Source organism: Flavobacterium sp. T12S277, assembly GCF_048514875.1.
Classification (GTDB): Bacteria; Bacteroidota; Bacteroidia; order Flavobacteriales; family Flavobacteriaceae; genus Flavobacterium.
This window is the reverse complement of the sequence record NZ_JBLYEG010000004.1, coordinates 271,038-287,853: the sequence shown is the minus strand read 5'-3', so window position 1 is coordinate 287,853 and position 16,816 is coordinate 271,038. Positions and strand designations below refer to the sequence as shown.

The 16,816-nt window shown below is 36.4% G+C and carries 12 protein-coding genes and 1 pseudogene; 6 read left to right on the top strand and 7 right to left on the bottom strand.

The features are described from left to right. Positions 1-64 precede the first annotated feature (64 nt). Positions 65-4,075, top strand: coding sequence for a T9SS type B sorting domain-containing protein (locus ACN1CN_RS09005; protein ID WP_419135402.1), 4,011 nt, complete (start codon positions 65-67; stop codon positions 4,073-4,075). Between the two features lie 167 nt (positions 4,076-4,242). Here ACN1CN_RS09005 and ACN1CN_RS09000 read toward each other — a convergent pair whose 3' ends face one another. From ACN1CN_RS09000 to ACN1CN_RS08970, 7 genes are all read right to left on the bottom strand, one after another. Then, complete coding sequence (locus ACN1CN_RS09000; RefSeq protein WP_419135401.1) at positions 4,243-4,902, bottom strand: SanA/YdcF family protein; 660 nt, start codon at positions 4,900-4,902, stop codon at positions 4,243-4,245. A gap of 15 nt (positions 4,903-4,917) precedes the next feature. Then, positions 4,918-5,079, bottom strand: coding sequence for a hypothetical protein (locus ACN1CN_RS08995; protein WP_419135400.1), 162 nt, complete (start codon positions 5,077-5,079; stop codon positions 4,918-4,920). Continuing rightward, positions 5,072-5,653, bottom strand: coding sequence for a zeta toxin family protein (locus ACN1CN_RS08990; RefSeq protein ID WP_419135398.1), 582 nt, complete (start codon positions 5,651-5,653; stop codon positions 5,072-5,074). Before ACN1CN_RS08990 ends, ACN1CN_RS08995 begins: the two co-directional genes overlap by 8 nt. A gap of 32 nt (positions 5,654-5,685) precedes the next feature. Then, positions 5,686-7,713: a M3 family metallopeptidase gene (locus ACN1CN_RS08985; RefSeq protein WP_419135396.1), complete on the bottom strand. Its 2,028-nt coding sequence runs from the start codon at positions 7,711-7,713 to the stop codon at positions 5,686-5,688. 150 nt (positions 7,714-7,863) lie between these two features. After that, positions 7,864-8,346, bottom strand: coding sequence for a 5-(carboxyamino)imidazole ribonucleotide mutase (gene purE / locus ACN1CN_RS08980; RefSeq protein WP_173967210.1), 483 nt, complete (start codon positions 8,344-8,346; stop codon positions 7,864-7,866). Between the two features lie 54 nt (positions 8,347-8,400). Further along, positions 8,401-9,549 carry a 5-(carboxyamino)imidazole ribonucleotide synthase gene (locus ACN1CN_RS08975; RefSeq protein ID WP_419135395.1) on the bottom strand — a complete coding sequence of 383 codons (1,149 nt, stop codon included), beginning with the start codon at positions 9,547-9,549 and terminating at the stop codon, positions 8,401-8,403. A 267-nt stretch (positions 9,550-9,816) separates the two neighbouring features. Then, a complete protein-coding gene (locus tag ACN1CN_RS08970) occupies positions 9,817-10,371 on the bottom strand; it encodes a hypothetical protein (RefSeq protein ID WP_419135393.1) in 555 nt (184 codons plus the stop codon). Between the two features lie 214 nt (positions 10,372-10,585). On the opposite strand from ACN1CN_RS08970, the gene ACN1CN_RS08965 reads away from it, so the two are divergent. The 5 genes and pseudogenes from ACN1CN_RS08965 to ACN1CN_RS08945 all read left to right on the top strand — a co-directional run bounded on the left by ACN1CN_RS08965 (position 10,586) and on the right by ACN1CN_RS08945 (position 16,710). After that, a complete protein-coding gene (locus ACN1CN_RS08965) occupies positions 10,586-11,116 on the top strand; it encodes a phosphoribosyltransferase (protein ID WP_264525366.1) in 531 nt (176 codons plus the stop codon). A 73-nt stretch (positions 11,117-11,189) separates the two neighbouring features. After that, complete coding sequence (locus ACN1CN_RS08960) at positions 11,190-11,762, top strand: adenylate kinase (protein WP_264525365.1); 573 nt, start codon at positions 11,190-11,192, stop codon at positions 11,760-11,762. Positions 11,763-11,972: 210 nt separating this feature from the next. Beyond that, a complete protein-coding gene (locus ACN1CN_RS08955) occupies positions 11,973-13,247 on the top strand; it encodes a hemolysin family protein (RefSeq protein WP_419135392.1) in 1,275 nt (424 codons plus the stop codon). Between the two features lie 143 nt (positions 13,248-13,390). After that, a complete protein-coding gene (obgE, locus tag ACN1CN_RS08950) occupies positions 13,391-14,392 on the top strand; it encodes a GTPase ObgE (RefSeq protein ID WP_264525363.1) in 1,002 nt (333 codons plus the stop codon). A 174-nt stretch (positions 14,393-14,566) separates the two neighbouring features. Next, positions 14,567-16,710 (top strand): annotated as a pseudogene (locus ACN1CN_RS08945) (S46 family peptidase). Positions 16,711-16,816 lie beyond the last annotated feature (106 nt).

Below are 16,816 nucleotides of genomic sequence, written 5' to 3'. Positions count from 1 at the left end.
GCAAAAAATCGATCAGGAAGAAGAAATAGATTATTTGGCTTTTTTTCAACACAAATAAACAATTATGAATTATTACAAAATACAAGTTTTCTTCATTATATGTTTTTTATTTGTTGGCCATGTTTATTCTCAGGTAACTTACGAGTTTTGCATGACTGGTAAGTATGGAAAAACAATTGTTTTGGATTTTAAAGTGCATAACAATACCACAAAAGCAATACCGGATTATACTTTTGTTTTCAATTGGCCGGGAATTTCTAATGCTGTAATGTGGTCCGGAATGGATGTGATTCAGAATGGGGATAAGGGGATTGTCGAACTTAAAAAAAACACCTGGGGCGGTGACCTTCCGGTTGGGACAACTACGTTCAGTATTAATATGACGTATGAACCGGGAATGTTCCCTCCTGATGCAGGTACTTTGAACGGTTCTACGATTAAAGGCATCACCTGTTATACACCTCCGGCTTACGAGAATTTTAAGTGTATGAAGAAATTAACAGACGGGTGTATGCTAAAGTCTGTTAGTAGCGGGGGACACGAAATAAAAATTGGTGAAGGAAGTGTTTTTGCCTGGGGTGTTCCGATGCAGGTATACATCCCTGAGAACAGAAAAGGCTGGGCAATCGGTATGGCGGTTTCACATTCCTTATTTACCAATTTAATGGGGTTTGATGCCATGAGCATTAACGAATACTTTGCAACTGCTATTCAGGAATCGAATGCAGGTTGTGAAGGAAGTAAATTGATAGCCCCCAGTTGGGTAACTACTAAATATCCGAGTCTTGACACAAAAGCTCCGATTTTTTGTTATGATCTTAGCGGAGGAGTTGCAGTAGGATATTTTCAGCAGGAAATGGGAGGGAGCTGGACAGAATTAGATGCCAATTATCCCTGTTTTATTCCTTTTGTAAAAAAAGATCAATTTACATCAACTCCCAGTGTAGGTTCCAGCTTTGAATTTCAATCGATTGTTAAAGCTTATCACGATTACCGAAATGTGGCGTATTGGCAGTACGTGAAGTGTTGGAATCCCATCGATTTTTTTAAAAACTCAAAAGATCCTTATGCTGCGGTCAAAATAATTGCTTTGGCTTATAATCAGGGGATGAACAGTGGTGCTTTTGAACCGGTTTTTGTTAAAAACCGTACGGCTGCTGTTGCTGCAACAAATTTGATGGATTACATTTCTCCGGCTTCACCTAGTGGTCTCGATCGTCTTTATGCCGAACAAATTAATAGAATAACAAAAGTACTGGATAATAAAGCTTCGGAAATTAACTGGAATGATGCTGCTGTTTTTGGGGTGACTGATAAAGGAGATCACAGTTTTAGGGATTTTTATGATGCTCAGTACAATTGGTCTGATGTAGAAGATTACATCAAAAAAATAGCGCCTTTTTACAAAGCTTTTGGAGTGGATGAAAATAATTTTCTGGCTGAAATTAAACCTGTTTTTGATAAGATTAATGGAGGGAAATCGATCTCTTTCAGATATCAAATGGGGGAAGTTATTGATGCAATAGTGCTTTATTTACCCGTTTTTGATCCCAAAAAAGGATTAGGGGAAATTTACGGTGCTGTAGGGGGAAATGGTTGTTTTGCTCCTACTGCCAGAATGGAAAGGGAAAATGGCACTTGTTTAAACGAAGCAAAGTTAAAAGTTTATTTTTCCGGAGAAGCACCCTATTCTTTTTCTTATAAAAGAACAGATGTATCTCCTGAAGTTGTATATCCGGAGATTACAACCTCAGTGAATCCTTATATAATAAAACCGGTGCCTGACGGAGTATATTCGCTTGTTTCCATCAGAGATAATACAAGTGTAGGAGAAGTAGTTTGTACGCCTGTAGAAATAAAGTCTAACAGTGCAATGGCTACTGCCAGGTTAGTGAAATATGGTGATACTTTTTGTTCGGGTGCAGGTGCAGGTATACAGGTTCAAATTACGAGTTCAGCTTCAGGACCATTTACAATAGAATATGAAATTGACGGAATACTTCAATCTCCCGTAACCCTAAATAATACAGGTTTACACACTTTAGTAACAGCTCCGGCAAAACAAGGAACTTATCGACTGACTAAAATTTCGACAGCAGGATGCGCTTCGACACTTGACGATACAATGGTTATTGATAAAGGAACTCCAGCATCAGCCAGTGCTAAACTAATTAAGTATGGGGGAGTTTCTTGCTCAGGCTTAGGTTCGGGTATACAAGTAAATGTGACAAGTACAAAATCAGGACCATTTATAATAGAATATGAAATTAACGGAATAGCTCAGTCTCCTGTAACGATAAGCAGTACAGGTTTACATACTTTGGTAACAGCTCCGGCAAAAGTAGGAACGTATCGATTAACAAAAATTTCAGTCGGAACTTGTAATTTTTCGCTTGACGAAACTTTGGTTATTTATGGAGGAGTGCCTCCTAAAGCCAGTGCGAGACTCATCAAATATGGAGGAAATTCCTGTTTGGGAGAAAATCCGGGAGTACAGGTAGAAATTACAAGTCCGGATCCGGGGCCTTTTAAAATTGAGTATGAAATTAACGGAATACTTCAATCTCCTGTAACCATAAATAATGCAGGTTTATATACTTTAATAGCGGCACCATCTAATGCCGGAAGCTATAGAATTGTAAAAATTTCAACCGGAGGATGTGATTTTTCATTAGATCATACGCTCGTGATTACCGATGATGAACCATTTACCACAAGTGCTAAATTAGCCCAATATGGCGATAACCTTTGTTCGGGTACAGGTTCAGGTGTACAAGTTCAAATTACGAGTTCAAATTCAGGACCATTTACCATAGCATATGAGCTAGATGGAATCGCTCAATCTCCTGTAACTGTCAATAATGCAGGTTTGCATACCTTAATAACGGCTCCGGCTAAGACAGGAACTTATCGACTGACTAAAATTACGGTTGGAGATTGTGATTTTTTACATGATGATACTTTAGTTATTAAGGAGGGAGTGCCTCCTAAAGCCAGTGCCAGACTAATCAAATACGGAGGGAATTCCTGTTTGGGAGAAAACTCAGGGGCGGAGGTAGAAATTACAAGTTCAGCTTCAGGCCCATTTATAATCGAGTATGAGTTCAATGGAATCGTTCAATCTCCTGTAACGATCAATGATGCAGGTTTGCATACTTTAATAGCGGCTCCGGCTAAGGCAGGAACCTATCGAATTATAAAGATGTCAACCGGGGGATGCAATTTTTCATTAGATGATACTCTTGTGATTAATAAGGAAGAACCATTTACCGCAACTGCTAAATTATTTAAATATGGAGAGAATTCAGGGGTACAGGTAGAAATTACAAGTATTGATCCGGGCCCATTTACAATAGATTATACCTTAAATGGAATAGCGCAATCTCCGGTGACTATTAATAGCGCAGGTTTGCATACGTTAGTAGAGACTCCGGCTAAAACCGGAACGTATCGATTGACGAAAATTTCAACGCGAAGTTGTAGTCTTTTAATGGATGATTTTCTTGTTATCGATGAGAACATCGTTTCTGATGAGGTTACAATCGAAGGAAAATTAATGATTTGCAAAGGAGAGAGTGCTACTTTAAGGGTAAATATTCGTTCACATGAGGAAATTGTCTCTTATCAATGGAGGGTCAATGGCAATGATATTTTTGGAGCAGATACGAATACCTATGTAGCCACTCAGGAAGGAAATTACACGGTTAGTGTTAGTACCAGTAAAGAATGTCATTTACTTTCGGCTGTAGCAAAAGTGATTTTTTTAAGCAATGAAGATTGTGCGTTAGAAAAACCGGGATTGGATTATCCTAAGTTTTTTACACCCAATGGCGATGGCTATAATGATACCTGGCATGTTATAAATTTGGAGAATGTCAATTATGTAGAGATTGATATTTTTGATCGATATGGGAAGTTTATCACCCATTTGACAGAAAACAGTCCGGGATGGGATGGTACTTATAAAAACAATCCTGTTTTGGCTTCAGATTACTGGTTTGTTCTAATTTATGAAGAAATGAATAATCCGGGGATTAAAAAACAAATTAGAAGTCATTTCTCTTTAAAAAGATAAGCTGTAGTTTTTATACCGATTCAGGATTTAGCCTGATAAAAAAGAAGTAGTGCTAGTCATGAATCAAAAGCGATCATGAGTTTAAATTAAAAAAAGGTGGTCCGTTTGATTTGAAAACGAGGACGCCTTAATTGTAAAAAAGTAGGGTCGATTTAACGGTTTTACTCTTATCTTTTATCTTCTTTAGAATAATTAGAAACTCCATTTATATCGATTGGATTTCCTAAAAAGCGAGGCTCCCGATTTCTTAAAACATCAAAAAAAGCTTTGAAAATAGAACCGTATTCTCTAAAAGTAACGTATTTATAGCCCAGATACTCTCCTTCGTTAGCAGAAAAACCAACTGATTTCACACCAAGTTTCTGACCAATATAAACAGCCCGGTTCAAATGGTATTCCTGCGAAACCAGAGTGGCACTTTTTACGTTGAAAATAGATTTCGCCCGAAACATAGTCGAGTACGTATCAAATCCTGCATAATCAACGTAGATTTTGGTAGTATCAACACCGTGTTGGTAACAATACTTTTTCATCACCGTTAGTTCATCGTGTTCGTCACGGCCATTATCACCCGAAAGCAGAATCTTGTCTATTTTGTGTGTTTGGTACAATAAAATTCCGGCATCCAGTCGGTCTTTTAAATATTTGCTGGGCTGATCGCCGTTGATTCCGGCCCCAAAAATAATTCCTACCTCATTTTTTGGAAGATTGTTTGCAGTAGGATAAATCAAATCACGGGTTGATGATTTTACATATAGATTTACAGAAACGATTATTATCAAGCCAAGGATAGCAAGGTAAAGTAGGTTTTTGAGATTTTTTTTCAATTTGAATTTTCAGGATTAGTCTTTAATATCAACGGCATTTATCGTCTGAATTTTTCCATCCGCATAAACAACAATTTTTCCATTGATTTTCTTTTTGTTTTCTATCATTTTTTTAGAAGAAACTTTAAGACCCTCAATAATCTTATTTTGTAGCTCTTTGATCTTATCTTTAGTCATGTTGTAAATTATTTATTTTATCAAATAAATTTTCATCAATAATTATAGCTTTTTCATTCATTTCCTTTTCTAAAACGAGCACAGGTGATTTGTTAGAATTGTCAAACAACATCACATTGTTGCATGTATTTAGGTAAATTTTGAAAAAATTTTTAATTCCTCTGGTGTACCTTCTTTCGATTACATCCTCTGGAATGTTATGTCCTCCTTCGCTTACTCTTATCGAAACTCGTTGTTTTGCCAGCTCTATTGAGTTTAACCAAAAGAAAACTAGTGTAACAAAATAACCTTGACTTTGAGCTTTTTTTATGATTGAAATATAGCTTTTTGCTGAAAGAGTTGTTTCAAAGGCAAAATCACTTTCTTTTTGCAATAATTCATTAATACGGTGAAGCATTATTCTACCAGCTTCAAAACCTACTTTTTCTGGCTGAAAAGGAGAAAGCCCTCTTGCTATTTCGTCAGCATTTACAAATTCTCTGCAATTTAAAATCTCGGGCAGAATTGTATAGGAGGCGGTTGTTTTTCCCGCCCCATTACATCCGGCAATTATATATAAGTTTTTCTCTTTCAATAGCTTTTAATAGTAACAAAGATATCAAATAATTAAACCAATCCAGCTCTTTTCAATAAAGCTTCCGGTTTTGGTTCCTGACCTCTAAAACGTTTGTACAAAGTCATAGGGTGTTCTGTTCCTCCTTTTGAAAGTACATTGTCTTTGAATTTTGTAGCGACCTCATGATTGAAAATGCCGTTTTCCTGAAAATATTCAAAAGCATCAGCATCCAAAACTTCTGCCCATTTGTAGCTGTAATAACCCGAAGAATATCCACCTTGAAAAATATGTGAAAAAGCAGTACTCATTGCGTTTTCTTTTACATCAGGATACAATTGTGTATTGGCAAATTGCTCCGTTTCGAAAGCTTTTAAATCGGTAATGTTAGTTGGGTCTTGTCCGTGCCATGCCATATCCAGTAATCCGAAACTTAGTTGGCGCAAAGTTGCAAGACCTTCCTGAAAACTGGCACTTTCTTTAATCTTCTGAACATATTCAATCGGGATAATTTCTCCGGTTTCATAATGATTGGCAAACAAAGCCAAAGCTTCCGGTTCGTAACACCAGTTTTCCATAATCTGACTTGGTAATTCAACAAAATCCCAAAACACCGAAGTACCGGATAAACTTGGATAAGTAGTGTTGGCTAACATTCCGTGTAAACCATGACCAAATTCGTGGAATAAAGTCGTTACTTCATTAAAAGTCAATAACGAAGGTTTGGTTTCTGTAGGTTTTGTAAAATTGCAAACATTCGAAATATGAGGTCTTTCGTTTACACCCTCTTTTATAGATTGTGATTTGAAGGAGGTCATCCAGGCTCCGTTACGTTTTCCTTTTCTTGGGAAGAAATCGGCGTAGAAAATCGAAACTAAATTATTCTCCGCATCGGTTACCTCGTAAGTGGTTACTTCTTCATGATATTTGTCGATATCAAAAACTTCGGTAAACGTTAGTCCGTATAATTTTTTAGCAACGATAAAAGCTCCGTTTAAAACTTTTTCTAATTGGAAATACGGTTTCAGTTTTTCATCGTCTAAGTTGAAAAGCTGTTGTTTTAATTTTTCTGAATAATAAGCGCCATCCCATTTTTCTAACTGTTCGATTCCGTCCAGCTCTTTGGCGAAAGCCGTTAATTCAGCAAATTCTTTTTGAGCTGCCGGTTTTGCTTTTGCCAGTAAATCGTTAAGGAAAGAGAAAACTTTTTCCGGACTCTCGGCCATTCTTTCTTCTAAAACAAAATGAGCATGGGTTTTATATCCTAACAAATTGGCTCTTTCAAAACGCAGTTTGGCAATTTTCAGGACATTTTCCTGATTGTCAAATTCGTTATTTTGGAAAGCTTTAGCTCCAAAGGCAATTGCCATTTTTTTACGCAATTCACGATTGTCGGCATACGTCAAAAACGGAATATAACTAGGATGATCTAAGGTGAAAATCCAGCCTTCTTTTTCCTGACTTTTGGCTAACAATCTTGCGGCTTCGATAGTTCCTTCCGGTAAACCTGCCAGATCTTTTTCAGCGGTTAAATGCAATTCGAAAGCATTGGTTTCGGCCAGAACATTTTCGCCAAACTGCAAACTTAGTCTTGACAATTCTTTGTCGATTTCGCGTAAACTTTCTTTTTTGTCCTCCGGCAAATTGGCTCCGTTTCTTGAAAAGCTTTTGTACTTTTTATCCAAAAGCGTAGTTTGCTCCGGATTTAAATTCAGCTTTTCTTTTTGGTCGTAAACGGTTTTAATTTTAGCAAATAATGCCGCATTTAAGGTAATGTCATTTCCAAATTCTGAAAGTAAAGGAGAAACTTCCTGTGCAATTTTTTGCATCTCATCATTTGTTTCTGCCGAATTCAGATTGAAGAAAATACTGGAAAGACGATCCAGAACATCACCCGTAAAATCCATTGCTACCACTGTGTTTTCAAAAGTGGGTGCTTCCGGATTGTTTACGATTGCATCAATTTCGGCTTTAGCCAAAGCAATTCCTTCGTTGAAAGCAGGAACGTAATCTTCGATTTTAATTTGCGAAAAAGGGGCTGTATTGTGTCTGGTATTGAAATGTTGTGTTAAGACGCTCATTTTTTTAGTTTTCAGTCTCCGTCTCAGTTTTCAGTGCAAACTAAGACTAAAGAGTTTATTTATTTGAGTATTCAGTTGCAGCTCAGTTTTCAGTCTCAGTTTTCAGTGCTCACTGTGACTGAGACTGAAAACTGAGACTGAGACTGCGAACTATTTAAGACTTTCAGCCGCTTTATTAACCGCAGCTTTTAATTCTTCTTTATAGGAAATAATAGTGTCAAGTACTTTTTTATCGTGGCTTCCAATGATTTGTGCCGCTAAAATTCCGGCGTTTTTGGCTCCGTTTAAAGCTACTGTTGCAACAGGAACTCCACCTGGCATTTGAAGAATCGATAAAACCGAATCCCAGCCGTCAATAGAATTACTGGACTTCACCGGAACTCCAATTACAGGAAGTGGTGACATGGAAGCAACCATTCCCGGTAAATGTGCAGCTCCTCCGGCTCCGGCAATAATTACCGAAATGCCACGAGTGTGTGCATTTTTACTGAAATCGAATAACTTTTCAGGCGTTCTGTGTGCCGAAACGATATCTACTTCAACTTCAATATTAAATTGTTTTAAGATGTCGATCGCATCCTGCATGACTGGCATGTCTGAGATACTTCCCATTATGATGGCTACTTTGCTCATTTTATTTTTTGTTTCAGGTTTTTTTTGTTTCAGGTTTCAGACTGTTGACTGCGACTAAACACTAATCACTCTAATCGTATTCTTAACCTCTTCAGCTATTCTTCTGGCTTCAGACATGTCTTCATTGACAATGGTTACATGACCCATTTTTCGGAAAGGACGTGTTTGTTTTTTACCATAAATATGTGGGGTAACACCATTCCATCCTAATATAGTTTCAATGTTTTCATAAACAACATCTCCTGAAAATCCTTCTGCTCCCACTAAATTAACCATAATTCCGGCAACTTTGCTATCGGTATTTCCTAGCGGAAGATCCAGAATCGCGCGCAGGTGGTTTTCGAACTGTGAGGTGTAGCTGGCTTCAATAGAGTAGTGTCCTGAATTGTGCGGACGTGGGGCAACTTCATTTACTAAAATTTCATCGTCGTTAGTTTGGAACATTTCGACAGCCAAAAGACCCACGTGATTGAATTTTTCCGAAACATTTAAAGCAATAGCTCTTGCTTTTTCGGCTACTTTCTCATCAATTCTGGCAGGACAGATTACATATTCTACCTGATTGGCTTCCGGATGAAATTCCATTTCAACAACCGGATACGTTTTTATTTCTCCTGATGGATTTTGACATACAATAACTGCCAGTTCGTTTTTGAACGGAATCATGGTTTCGGCAATACATTCTACATTTGGAAGATGGTCTAAGTCAGCAGCCTGACGGATTACTTTTACACCATTTCCATCGTAACCAAACTCCGTGCATTTCCACACGAATGGTAATTTCAATTCCTGGATTTTATCTTTTAGACTTTCTAAATTTTCAAATCGCTCAAATGGTGCTGTCGGGATATTGTGATCTGCGTAGAATTGTTTCTGAATTCCTTTGTTTTGAATTCCTTTTAAGGTTTTTGGAGAAGGATAGATTTTTAAACCTTCATTCTCTAATTGTGTCAGTGCTTCAAGATTGACTAGTTCGATTTCAAAAGTCAGAACATCAACTTGTTTTCCAAAATTATAAACCGTTTCATAATCCATTAAATCACCCTGAAAGAATTTATTGCAGGCAATTTTACTTGGAGCTTCATCGCTTGGATCGAGAACATAAGTCTGGATGTCAAATTTTCTGGTGTCGAACAAAAGCATTTTGCCTAATTGTCCGCCGCCTAATATTCCTAATTTAAAATCAGAAGAAAAATAATTCATTGTAGTTGTGTTTTTGCAAAGATACTTTTTAATCTTTTTTTTGCCACGAATTTTATGAATTTCATGAGATAGGGAGTGGGAATATTTTTTTTGTCACGAATTCCCCGAATTTCCCCGAATTAAAAGTTTTCAAAAGCAGTGCTTAAGAATTTGTGGCATGTGAAAAAAAATCTTTTTTAATCTGTGGCTAAAAACAATATACGCAAAGTGTACAATCCGAATAACTATCAGGATTCTAAAAGTTGCAACTGAAATTCTAGGATAAGATTATTTTTCTATTTTCTTCAAAACTTCTTTGGCTACGGCTTTGTAAGCTGCCGAATGATCACCATAATCTTTATTCAGAATAATTTGCAGTTCAGGGTGTATCCAGTCGTAATGATTGCCCAAAACATACAAAGTCCGGATCGAATATGCTTTTGTCGCCACTTTTACATCGTTGATAAGCCAGTCAAATGACGCTTCTATGCAATCTTGGAGATTTTCTTCAGAAAGTGAAATGCCGTTTTTGGCTTTTTTATAATGGTCTTTTACGAGCAACTGAATCACTTTTGCAACGGGACGTATAGCACTTTCGTCTTTTAAAAATTTAAGATTGGAACAGAAAAAATCAAGATGAGGCTGCAGCCAGATCAATTCTTCGTAAGAAACAAACTCCAGAATCCAACAGGCTTTATGATTGTTTTTGTCTGATGGCGAAAAACAAATCGTGACAAGTTCTTTAAATAAAGAGTGGTTTTCTAAAACCTCTTTGGCAACCTTAAGACGGTTTTCTCTATAAGCTTTTACGTAATCTAGTTTTGTTTGTAATTCAGAAGACATTTAGTTGGGTTTAATACAGGGTCTAAAATAAGTAATTTAAGGTTATGGTTTTAAAATCTGCCGATTTAATGAAATCAGGCTTGTTTTTAAGAAAAGAATTCTAAATAGTGAGGGATATTTAACATTCTTAAAAAAATATGTGCGCAGTATATTTTGATACTTACATTTTGGTTGTAATTCTGTATCTTTGCCCATTATTTTAAATGTAAAAATAATGATACAACTTCACGATAAACAATTTGTTCCGTTTATTTCGGCAAAAGAAATTGATTTTGCTTTAACAAAAATAGTGGCGCAGGTAGAAGATGATTTTGGAGACGATACCCCAATTTTTATTGGTGTTTTAAATGGGGCCTTTATGGTGGTTGCCGATTTTCTGAAAAAATATAAAAGCCTTTGCGAGGTTTCATTTATCAAAATGGCATCTTATGAAGGAATTGAAAGTACCAATAAGGTAAAAGAATTAATTGGAATCAATCAGGATTTGTCGGGTAGAACCGTTATTCTTATTGAAGACATTATTGATACAGGAAATACTGTCGAAGAATTAAAACACTTGTTCAAGCAGCAAAATGTAAAGCATTTTAAAATTGCAACCTTGTTTTTTAAACCGGAGGCTTATAAAAAAGACATCAAAATAGATTATATCGGAATCAGAATTCCAAATAAATTCATTGTAGGTTACGGATTGGACTACGATGGTTTAGGAAGAAATTTGCCCGAAGTTTATAAATTGGCAGAATAAATTTAAACACACACAACTATATATTCATTTAAAACTTCTTATAAAAATAGAAGTCACAACACTCACTCATATTATGATTAACATTGTTTTATTTGGAAAGCCGGGAGCAGGAAAAGGAACTCAGGCAGAATTTTTAAAAGAAAAATACAAATTAACGCACCTTTCAACAGGAGATATTTTTCGTTTTAATTTAAAAAATGACACAGATTTAGGTAAAAAAGCGAGGGTTTTTATGGATAATGGAGAACTAGTTCCTTGCGAAGTTACCACTGCAATGTTAATTGATGAAGTAAAAAAACATCCTGATACAGCCGGATTTTTGTTTGATGGTTATCCTCGAACTTTAGATCAGGCAGAAGCTTTGGATAAATTTTTACCAACGATTGGATCAAGTGTTACAGCGACTATTGCATTGGAAGCTGATGATGAAATTTTGGTAGCTCGTTTATTAGAAAGAGGAAAAACAAGCGGAAGAGCTGATGATCAGGACGAAGAAAAAATTCGTGTAAGATACCAGGAGTACAATGAAAAAACGGCTCCGCTAATTGGATATTATAAAGAACAAAATAAGTTTCACGCCGTAAACGGTATCGGAACTATCGAAGAAATTACAGAGCGATTAACGTCAGTTATAGATAATTTGTAGAAGCTTTTTCCAGCTGTCGTTTCATCCCGATTGCTATCGGGACTCCAAAAGAACTATTTTTCTTATCATAAAATATGCTTCCCCTGGTTGCTGTTTTCTGGCAAGAAAAATTAGTTTTTTTAAAGACATGGCTCTTTTGAGTGGTCTGGAGTACGAAATATTTAAGATTACAGATTGATAAGGACGATTATATAACGAATAAACCAAAAATTGGAAATACTAATAATATTTTTTCTAATACTATTGAATGGAGTTTTTTCCATGTCAGAAATTGCATTGATTTCGGCTCGGAAAAACAGACTTGAAACTGCCGCAAAAAAAGGAAATAACAGTGCTAAAATCGCGCTTGATCTGGCCAATTCTCCAAATAAATTTTTGTCAACCGTGCAAATCGGGATCACTTTAATCGGTATTTTGACCGGTATTTATAGTGGTGATAAAATAACAATGGATGTGGAGGTTTTTGTTAGCGGATTTGAATTTTTAAAGCCCTATGCCCATTCAGTTGCAGTGGGAATTGTTGTCGTGGTCCTGACATTTTTCTCTTTGGTTTTAGGAGAGTTATTACCAAAGCGAATTGGTTTAAATTATCCGGAGTCGATTGCAAAAATGGTAGCCCTTCCGATGAAGACCATCTCGATAATCACGGCACCATTTATTTGGCTGCTTACTTCTTCGACTGATTTTTTACTGAATGTTTTCCAAATCAAGCCAACCGCTGACGGTAAGGTAACCGAAGAAGAGATTAAAGCGATTATCAAAGAAGGAACAGAGGGTGGAGAAGTGCAGGAGATCGAGCAGGACATTGTAGAACGTGTTTTCCATATTGGTGATCGAAAAGTAAACTCACTGATGACACACCGAAAGTCAGTTGATATGTTGCCTTTCAATGCCGATAAAGCGAAGATTAAGGAATTGGTTTTGCAGGATTTGCACACCGTTTATCCGGTCTTTAGAGATAATTATGATGATATAGTGGGGGTTGTAACCCTAAAAAATATATTCGCAAACATCGAAAGCGAACAGTTTGATTTGGCGGGAATCATGATCGATGCGCCTTATTTAATGGAGCAGACAACGGCATACAAAGCGCTGGAGAATTTCAAAAAAACAGGAATTCATTATGCTTTAGTTTCTGATGAATATGGTGTTTTTCAGGGAATTATTACCCTAAATGATATTTTGGAAGCTTTAGTAGGAGATGCATCTGATTTTTATAAAGATGAATTCCAGTTAATTGAAAGAGAAGACGGTTCCTGGCTGGTTGACGGGCATTATTCGTTACACGATTTCTTAACTTATTTTGAGTTAGACGAATTGACAAACGATTATGAAGTAAACACAGTAAGCGGAATGATTATGACCGAGCTTTCGCATATTCCAAAAGAAGGCGAAAAATTAATTTGGCAAAAATTTGTACTGGAAGTAATCGATATGGATGGCGTAAAGATTGATAAAGTGTTGGTAAAAGCGCTTAAAGAATAAATAAAATAGTTTTCAGTCACAGTTTTCAGTCACAGTTTAGTACTGAAAAATGCGATTGCAACTGAAAGATAAATAAAATAGAATTTAGAAATAGAAGCTAGAGAAATCTAAAATCTAAAATCTAAAATCTGAAATTCAGAAAAATGACAGAAGGAAATTTTGTAGATTATGTTAAGATTTATGTTTCTTCCGGTAAGGGAGGAAAAGGATCTACGCATTTACATAGAGAGAAATTTATTGAAAAAGGAGGCCCTGACGGAGGAGATGGTGGTCGTGGAGGACATGTGTATTTGGTAGGAAATAAAGGACTTTGGACGTTGTTTCATCTAAAGTTTGCACGACATATTAAAGCAGGGCACGGTGGAGACGGTGGAGGAGACCGTAGTACAGGTGCTGACGGAGATGATAAATTTATCGAAGTGCCTTTAGGAACTGTTGTAAAAGACAAAGAAACCGGAGAAACTTTATTCGAAATCACCGAAGACGGTGAAAAAAGAATCCTTTCAAAAGGAGGTAAAGGTGGTTTAGGAAACTGGCACTTTAGAAGTTCTACCAATCAGACACCACGTTATGCTCAGCCAGGTTTACCGGGTGTAGAGATGGATGTAATTCTGGAACTTAAAGTATTGGCCGATGTTGGTTTAGTAGGTTTTCCAAATGCCGGAAAATCAACCTTGCTGTCTGTTTTGACTTCAGCGAAACCAAAAATCGCCGATTATCCTTTTACAACCTTAAAGCCGAACTTAGGAATTGTAGCGTACAGAGATTATCAATCGTTTGTAATTGCTGACATTCCGGGAATTATCGAAGGTGCTGCTGAAGGAAAAGGATTGGGTCATTACTTCTTGCGTCATATCGAGCGTAACTCAACTTTGTTGTTTTTAGTTCCGGTAGATACACCGGATATTAAAGCAGAGTACGATATTTTGGTGAACGAATTAACGAAATACAATCCTGAAATGTTAGACAAAGAACGTCTTTTAGTAATCTCGAAATGTGATATGCTGGACGACGAACTGAAAGCCGAATTGAAAACCGAATTAGATGTCGCTTTCAAAGATGTTCCTTACATGTTTATCTCATCTGTGGCCCAACAAGGTCTAACCGATTTAAAGGATAAGCTTTGGAAGATGCTTAACGACTAAAAAAAATACAATTTGTACAAAAGGTGTTCTGGAAACAGAGCGCCTTTTTTGTTTTATATAATGTTAAATTCGTAATGAAATGCTAAAAATTTGCTGAGATATTTAATTTCAGGATGGATTGCAATAATATAATTACGAAAATGAGTTATATTCGCATCACTTAAACAAAATAACATGAAAAAAATAGTTTTATTCTTGACCATGTGTCTGATGGCTTTTCCTGTAAGGGCTGACGAAGGAATGTGGTTTTTGATGTTTATCGAAAGATTGAACCATAGAGATATGGAAAAAATGGGCTTGCAATTGACAGCCGAAGAAATTTACAGTATCAACAATCATAGTTTAAAAGATGCTATTGTACAATTTAACGGAGGTTGTACTGCAGAAATCGTTTCTAAAGAGGGATTGGTTTTAACAAATCACCACTGTGGTTACAATGCAATTGCGGAACTTTCTTCAGCAGAACAAAATTATTTGAAAGACGGTTTTTGGGCAAAACAAAGAGGTGCCGAAATGAAACCGAAATCCTTATACGTTCGTTTCTTTGTACGTATGGACGATGTTTCTAAAAGAATTTTATCAAAAGTAAATGATAAAATGACTGAGACTGAAAGAAACAAAGCGATTCAGCAAGAAATTGCTTTGATCGAAAAGGAAAACAACGAAGGTGGAAAATATACCGTTTCAGTTCGCCCTTTCTTTCAGGGAAATGAATATTACTATTTCGTTTACCAGGATTATACAGACGTTCGTTTAGTAGGAACACCACTGAAAGTGTTGGTAAATTTGGTGGAGATACTGACAACTGGGAATGGCCTCGTCAAACAGGAGATTTCTCTATGTTCAGAGTTTACGCAGATAAAGACGGAAATCCGGCAGCTTACTCTAAAGACAATGTGCCTTTGAAACCGAAACATTACTTACCGGTAAGTATCAAAGGGGTTAAAGAGAATGATTTTGCAATGATTTTAGGATATCCTGGAAGAACAAACCGTTGGATGCCGGCTGGAGGAATTGAGCAAAATGTTAAGTTTGCTTATCCTGCATGGGTTGAAGGTGCTAAAACCGGAATGGATCAAATGAAAAAGTATATGGACAAAGATGCAACAGTTCGTTTGCAATACGCGTCTAAATATGCTTCTACAGCAAATTACTGGAAAAACCGTCAGGGTATGATCGATGCTTTAACAAAAGCGGGTACAGCAGAGATTAAAGCGGCACAAGAAGATAAATTCTATGAGTGGGCTACTAAACCTGCTAACAAAGAAAAGTACGAGAATGTAATTCCAACGATTAATGATTATTACAGAGCTACAAATCTAAAAGCCATCCACGATAATTACTTAACACAGCTTTTGCGTACTTCAAATTATGCTGGCGGGCCTGCTAATTTAGGTAATGCATTGATCGCTTACTACAACGAAAACGACGCTAAAAAAGCTGAAATGTTGCCAAAGATCAACGCATTGATCGAAAATATTTATGGTGAATTTTATGCACCTCTTGAAAAAGATGTCTTAACGGCACAGTTAAATTTATATGCTTCTAAAGCTGCTGAATATGGTTTAGCAACACAAATTGCTAAAATGAAATCAGAGAACAATGGTGATTTTACTGCTGATGTAGCAAAAGCAACTGAAATCAGTTATTTTACTTCTAAAGAAACAGTATTGGCATTTATGGCTAATCCTAAACCATTAGCGATTGTACACGATCCTTTGTATATTATCTCTAACGACTTATTGACAAAATTCCGTTCTAAAACTGACGATCAGTTAAAAGCCGATGATGGTTTTGCAAGTGCTTACCGCAAATTGGTAGAAGGGTTAAGAGAATCTAAATTGAATGCAATTCAATATCCAGATGCTAACTCTACTTTGAGATTAACTTACGGAAAAGTAAGAGCTTTGCCTGCTGATCCACGTAACGATGCTAAAATAAACAATTATACTACCATGGAAAGTATGGTGAAAAAGTATAAAGCAGGAGATCAGGAATTTGATTTACCAAAACGTTTATTAGAATTAAACAAAGCAAAAGACTTTGGACAGTATGCAGATAAAGCAGGTTATATGCCGGTAAACTTCTTAACAGATAACGATATTACAGGTGGAAATTCAGGTTCTCCGGTATTAAACGGAAAAGGAGAATTGATTGGAGTTGCTTTTGACGGAAACATCGAAGCTATGGCCGGAGACGTTATTTTTGATTCTAAATTGCAAAGAACCATTAACGTAGATATTCGTTATGTACTTTGGATTATTGACAAATACGCTGGAGCTAAAAACATTATCGACGAAATGACGATTATTAAATAATTCTGATTTCTTAATAAATAGTAAACCCGACAGGTTCTTAAAACTTGTCGGGTTTTTGATTTTTTTTCCGCCACGAATTCACGAATTTTATTTAATTAATTCGTGA

Coding starts and splice junctions, on each gene's coding strand:
- ACN1CN_RS09005 (WP_419135402.1), top strand. CDS start 65: ATGAATTATTACAAAATACAAGTTTTCTTCATTATATGTTTTTTATTT.
- ACN1CN_RS08995 (WP_419135400.1), bottom strand. CDS start 5,079: ATGACTAAAGATAAGATCAAAGAGCTACAAAATAAGATTATTGAGGGT.
- ACN1CN_RS08985 (WP_419135396.1), bottom strand. CDS start 7,713: ATGAGCGTCTTAACACAACATTTCAATACCAGACACAATACAGCCCCT.
- purE (WP_173967210.1), bottom strand. CDS start 8,346: ATGAGCAAAGTAGCCATCATAATGGGAAGTATCTCAGACATGCCAGTC.
- ACN1CN_RS08975 (WP_419135395.1), bottom strand. CDS start 9,549: ATGAATTATTTTTCTTCTGATTTTAAATTAGGAATATTAGGCGGCGGA.
- ACN1CN_RS08970 (WP_419135393.1), bottom strand. CDS start 10,371: ATGTCTTCTGAATTACAAACAAAACTAGATTACGTAAAAGCTTATAGA.
- ACN1CN_RS08965 (WP_264525366.1), top strand. CDS start 10,586: ATGATACAACTTCACGATAAACAATTTGTTCCGTTTATTTCGGCAAAA.
- ACN1CN_RS08960 (WP_264525365.1), top strand. CDS start 11,190: ATGATTAACATTGTTTTATTTGGAAAGCCGGGAGCAGGAAAAGGAACT.
- obgE (WP_264525363.1), top strand. CDS start 13,391: ATGACAGAAGGAAATTTTGTAGATTATGTTAAGATTTATGTTTCTTCC.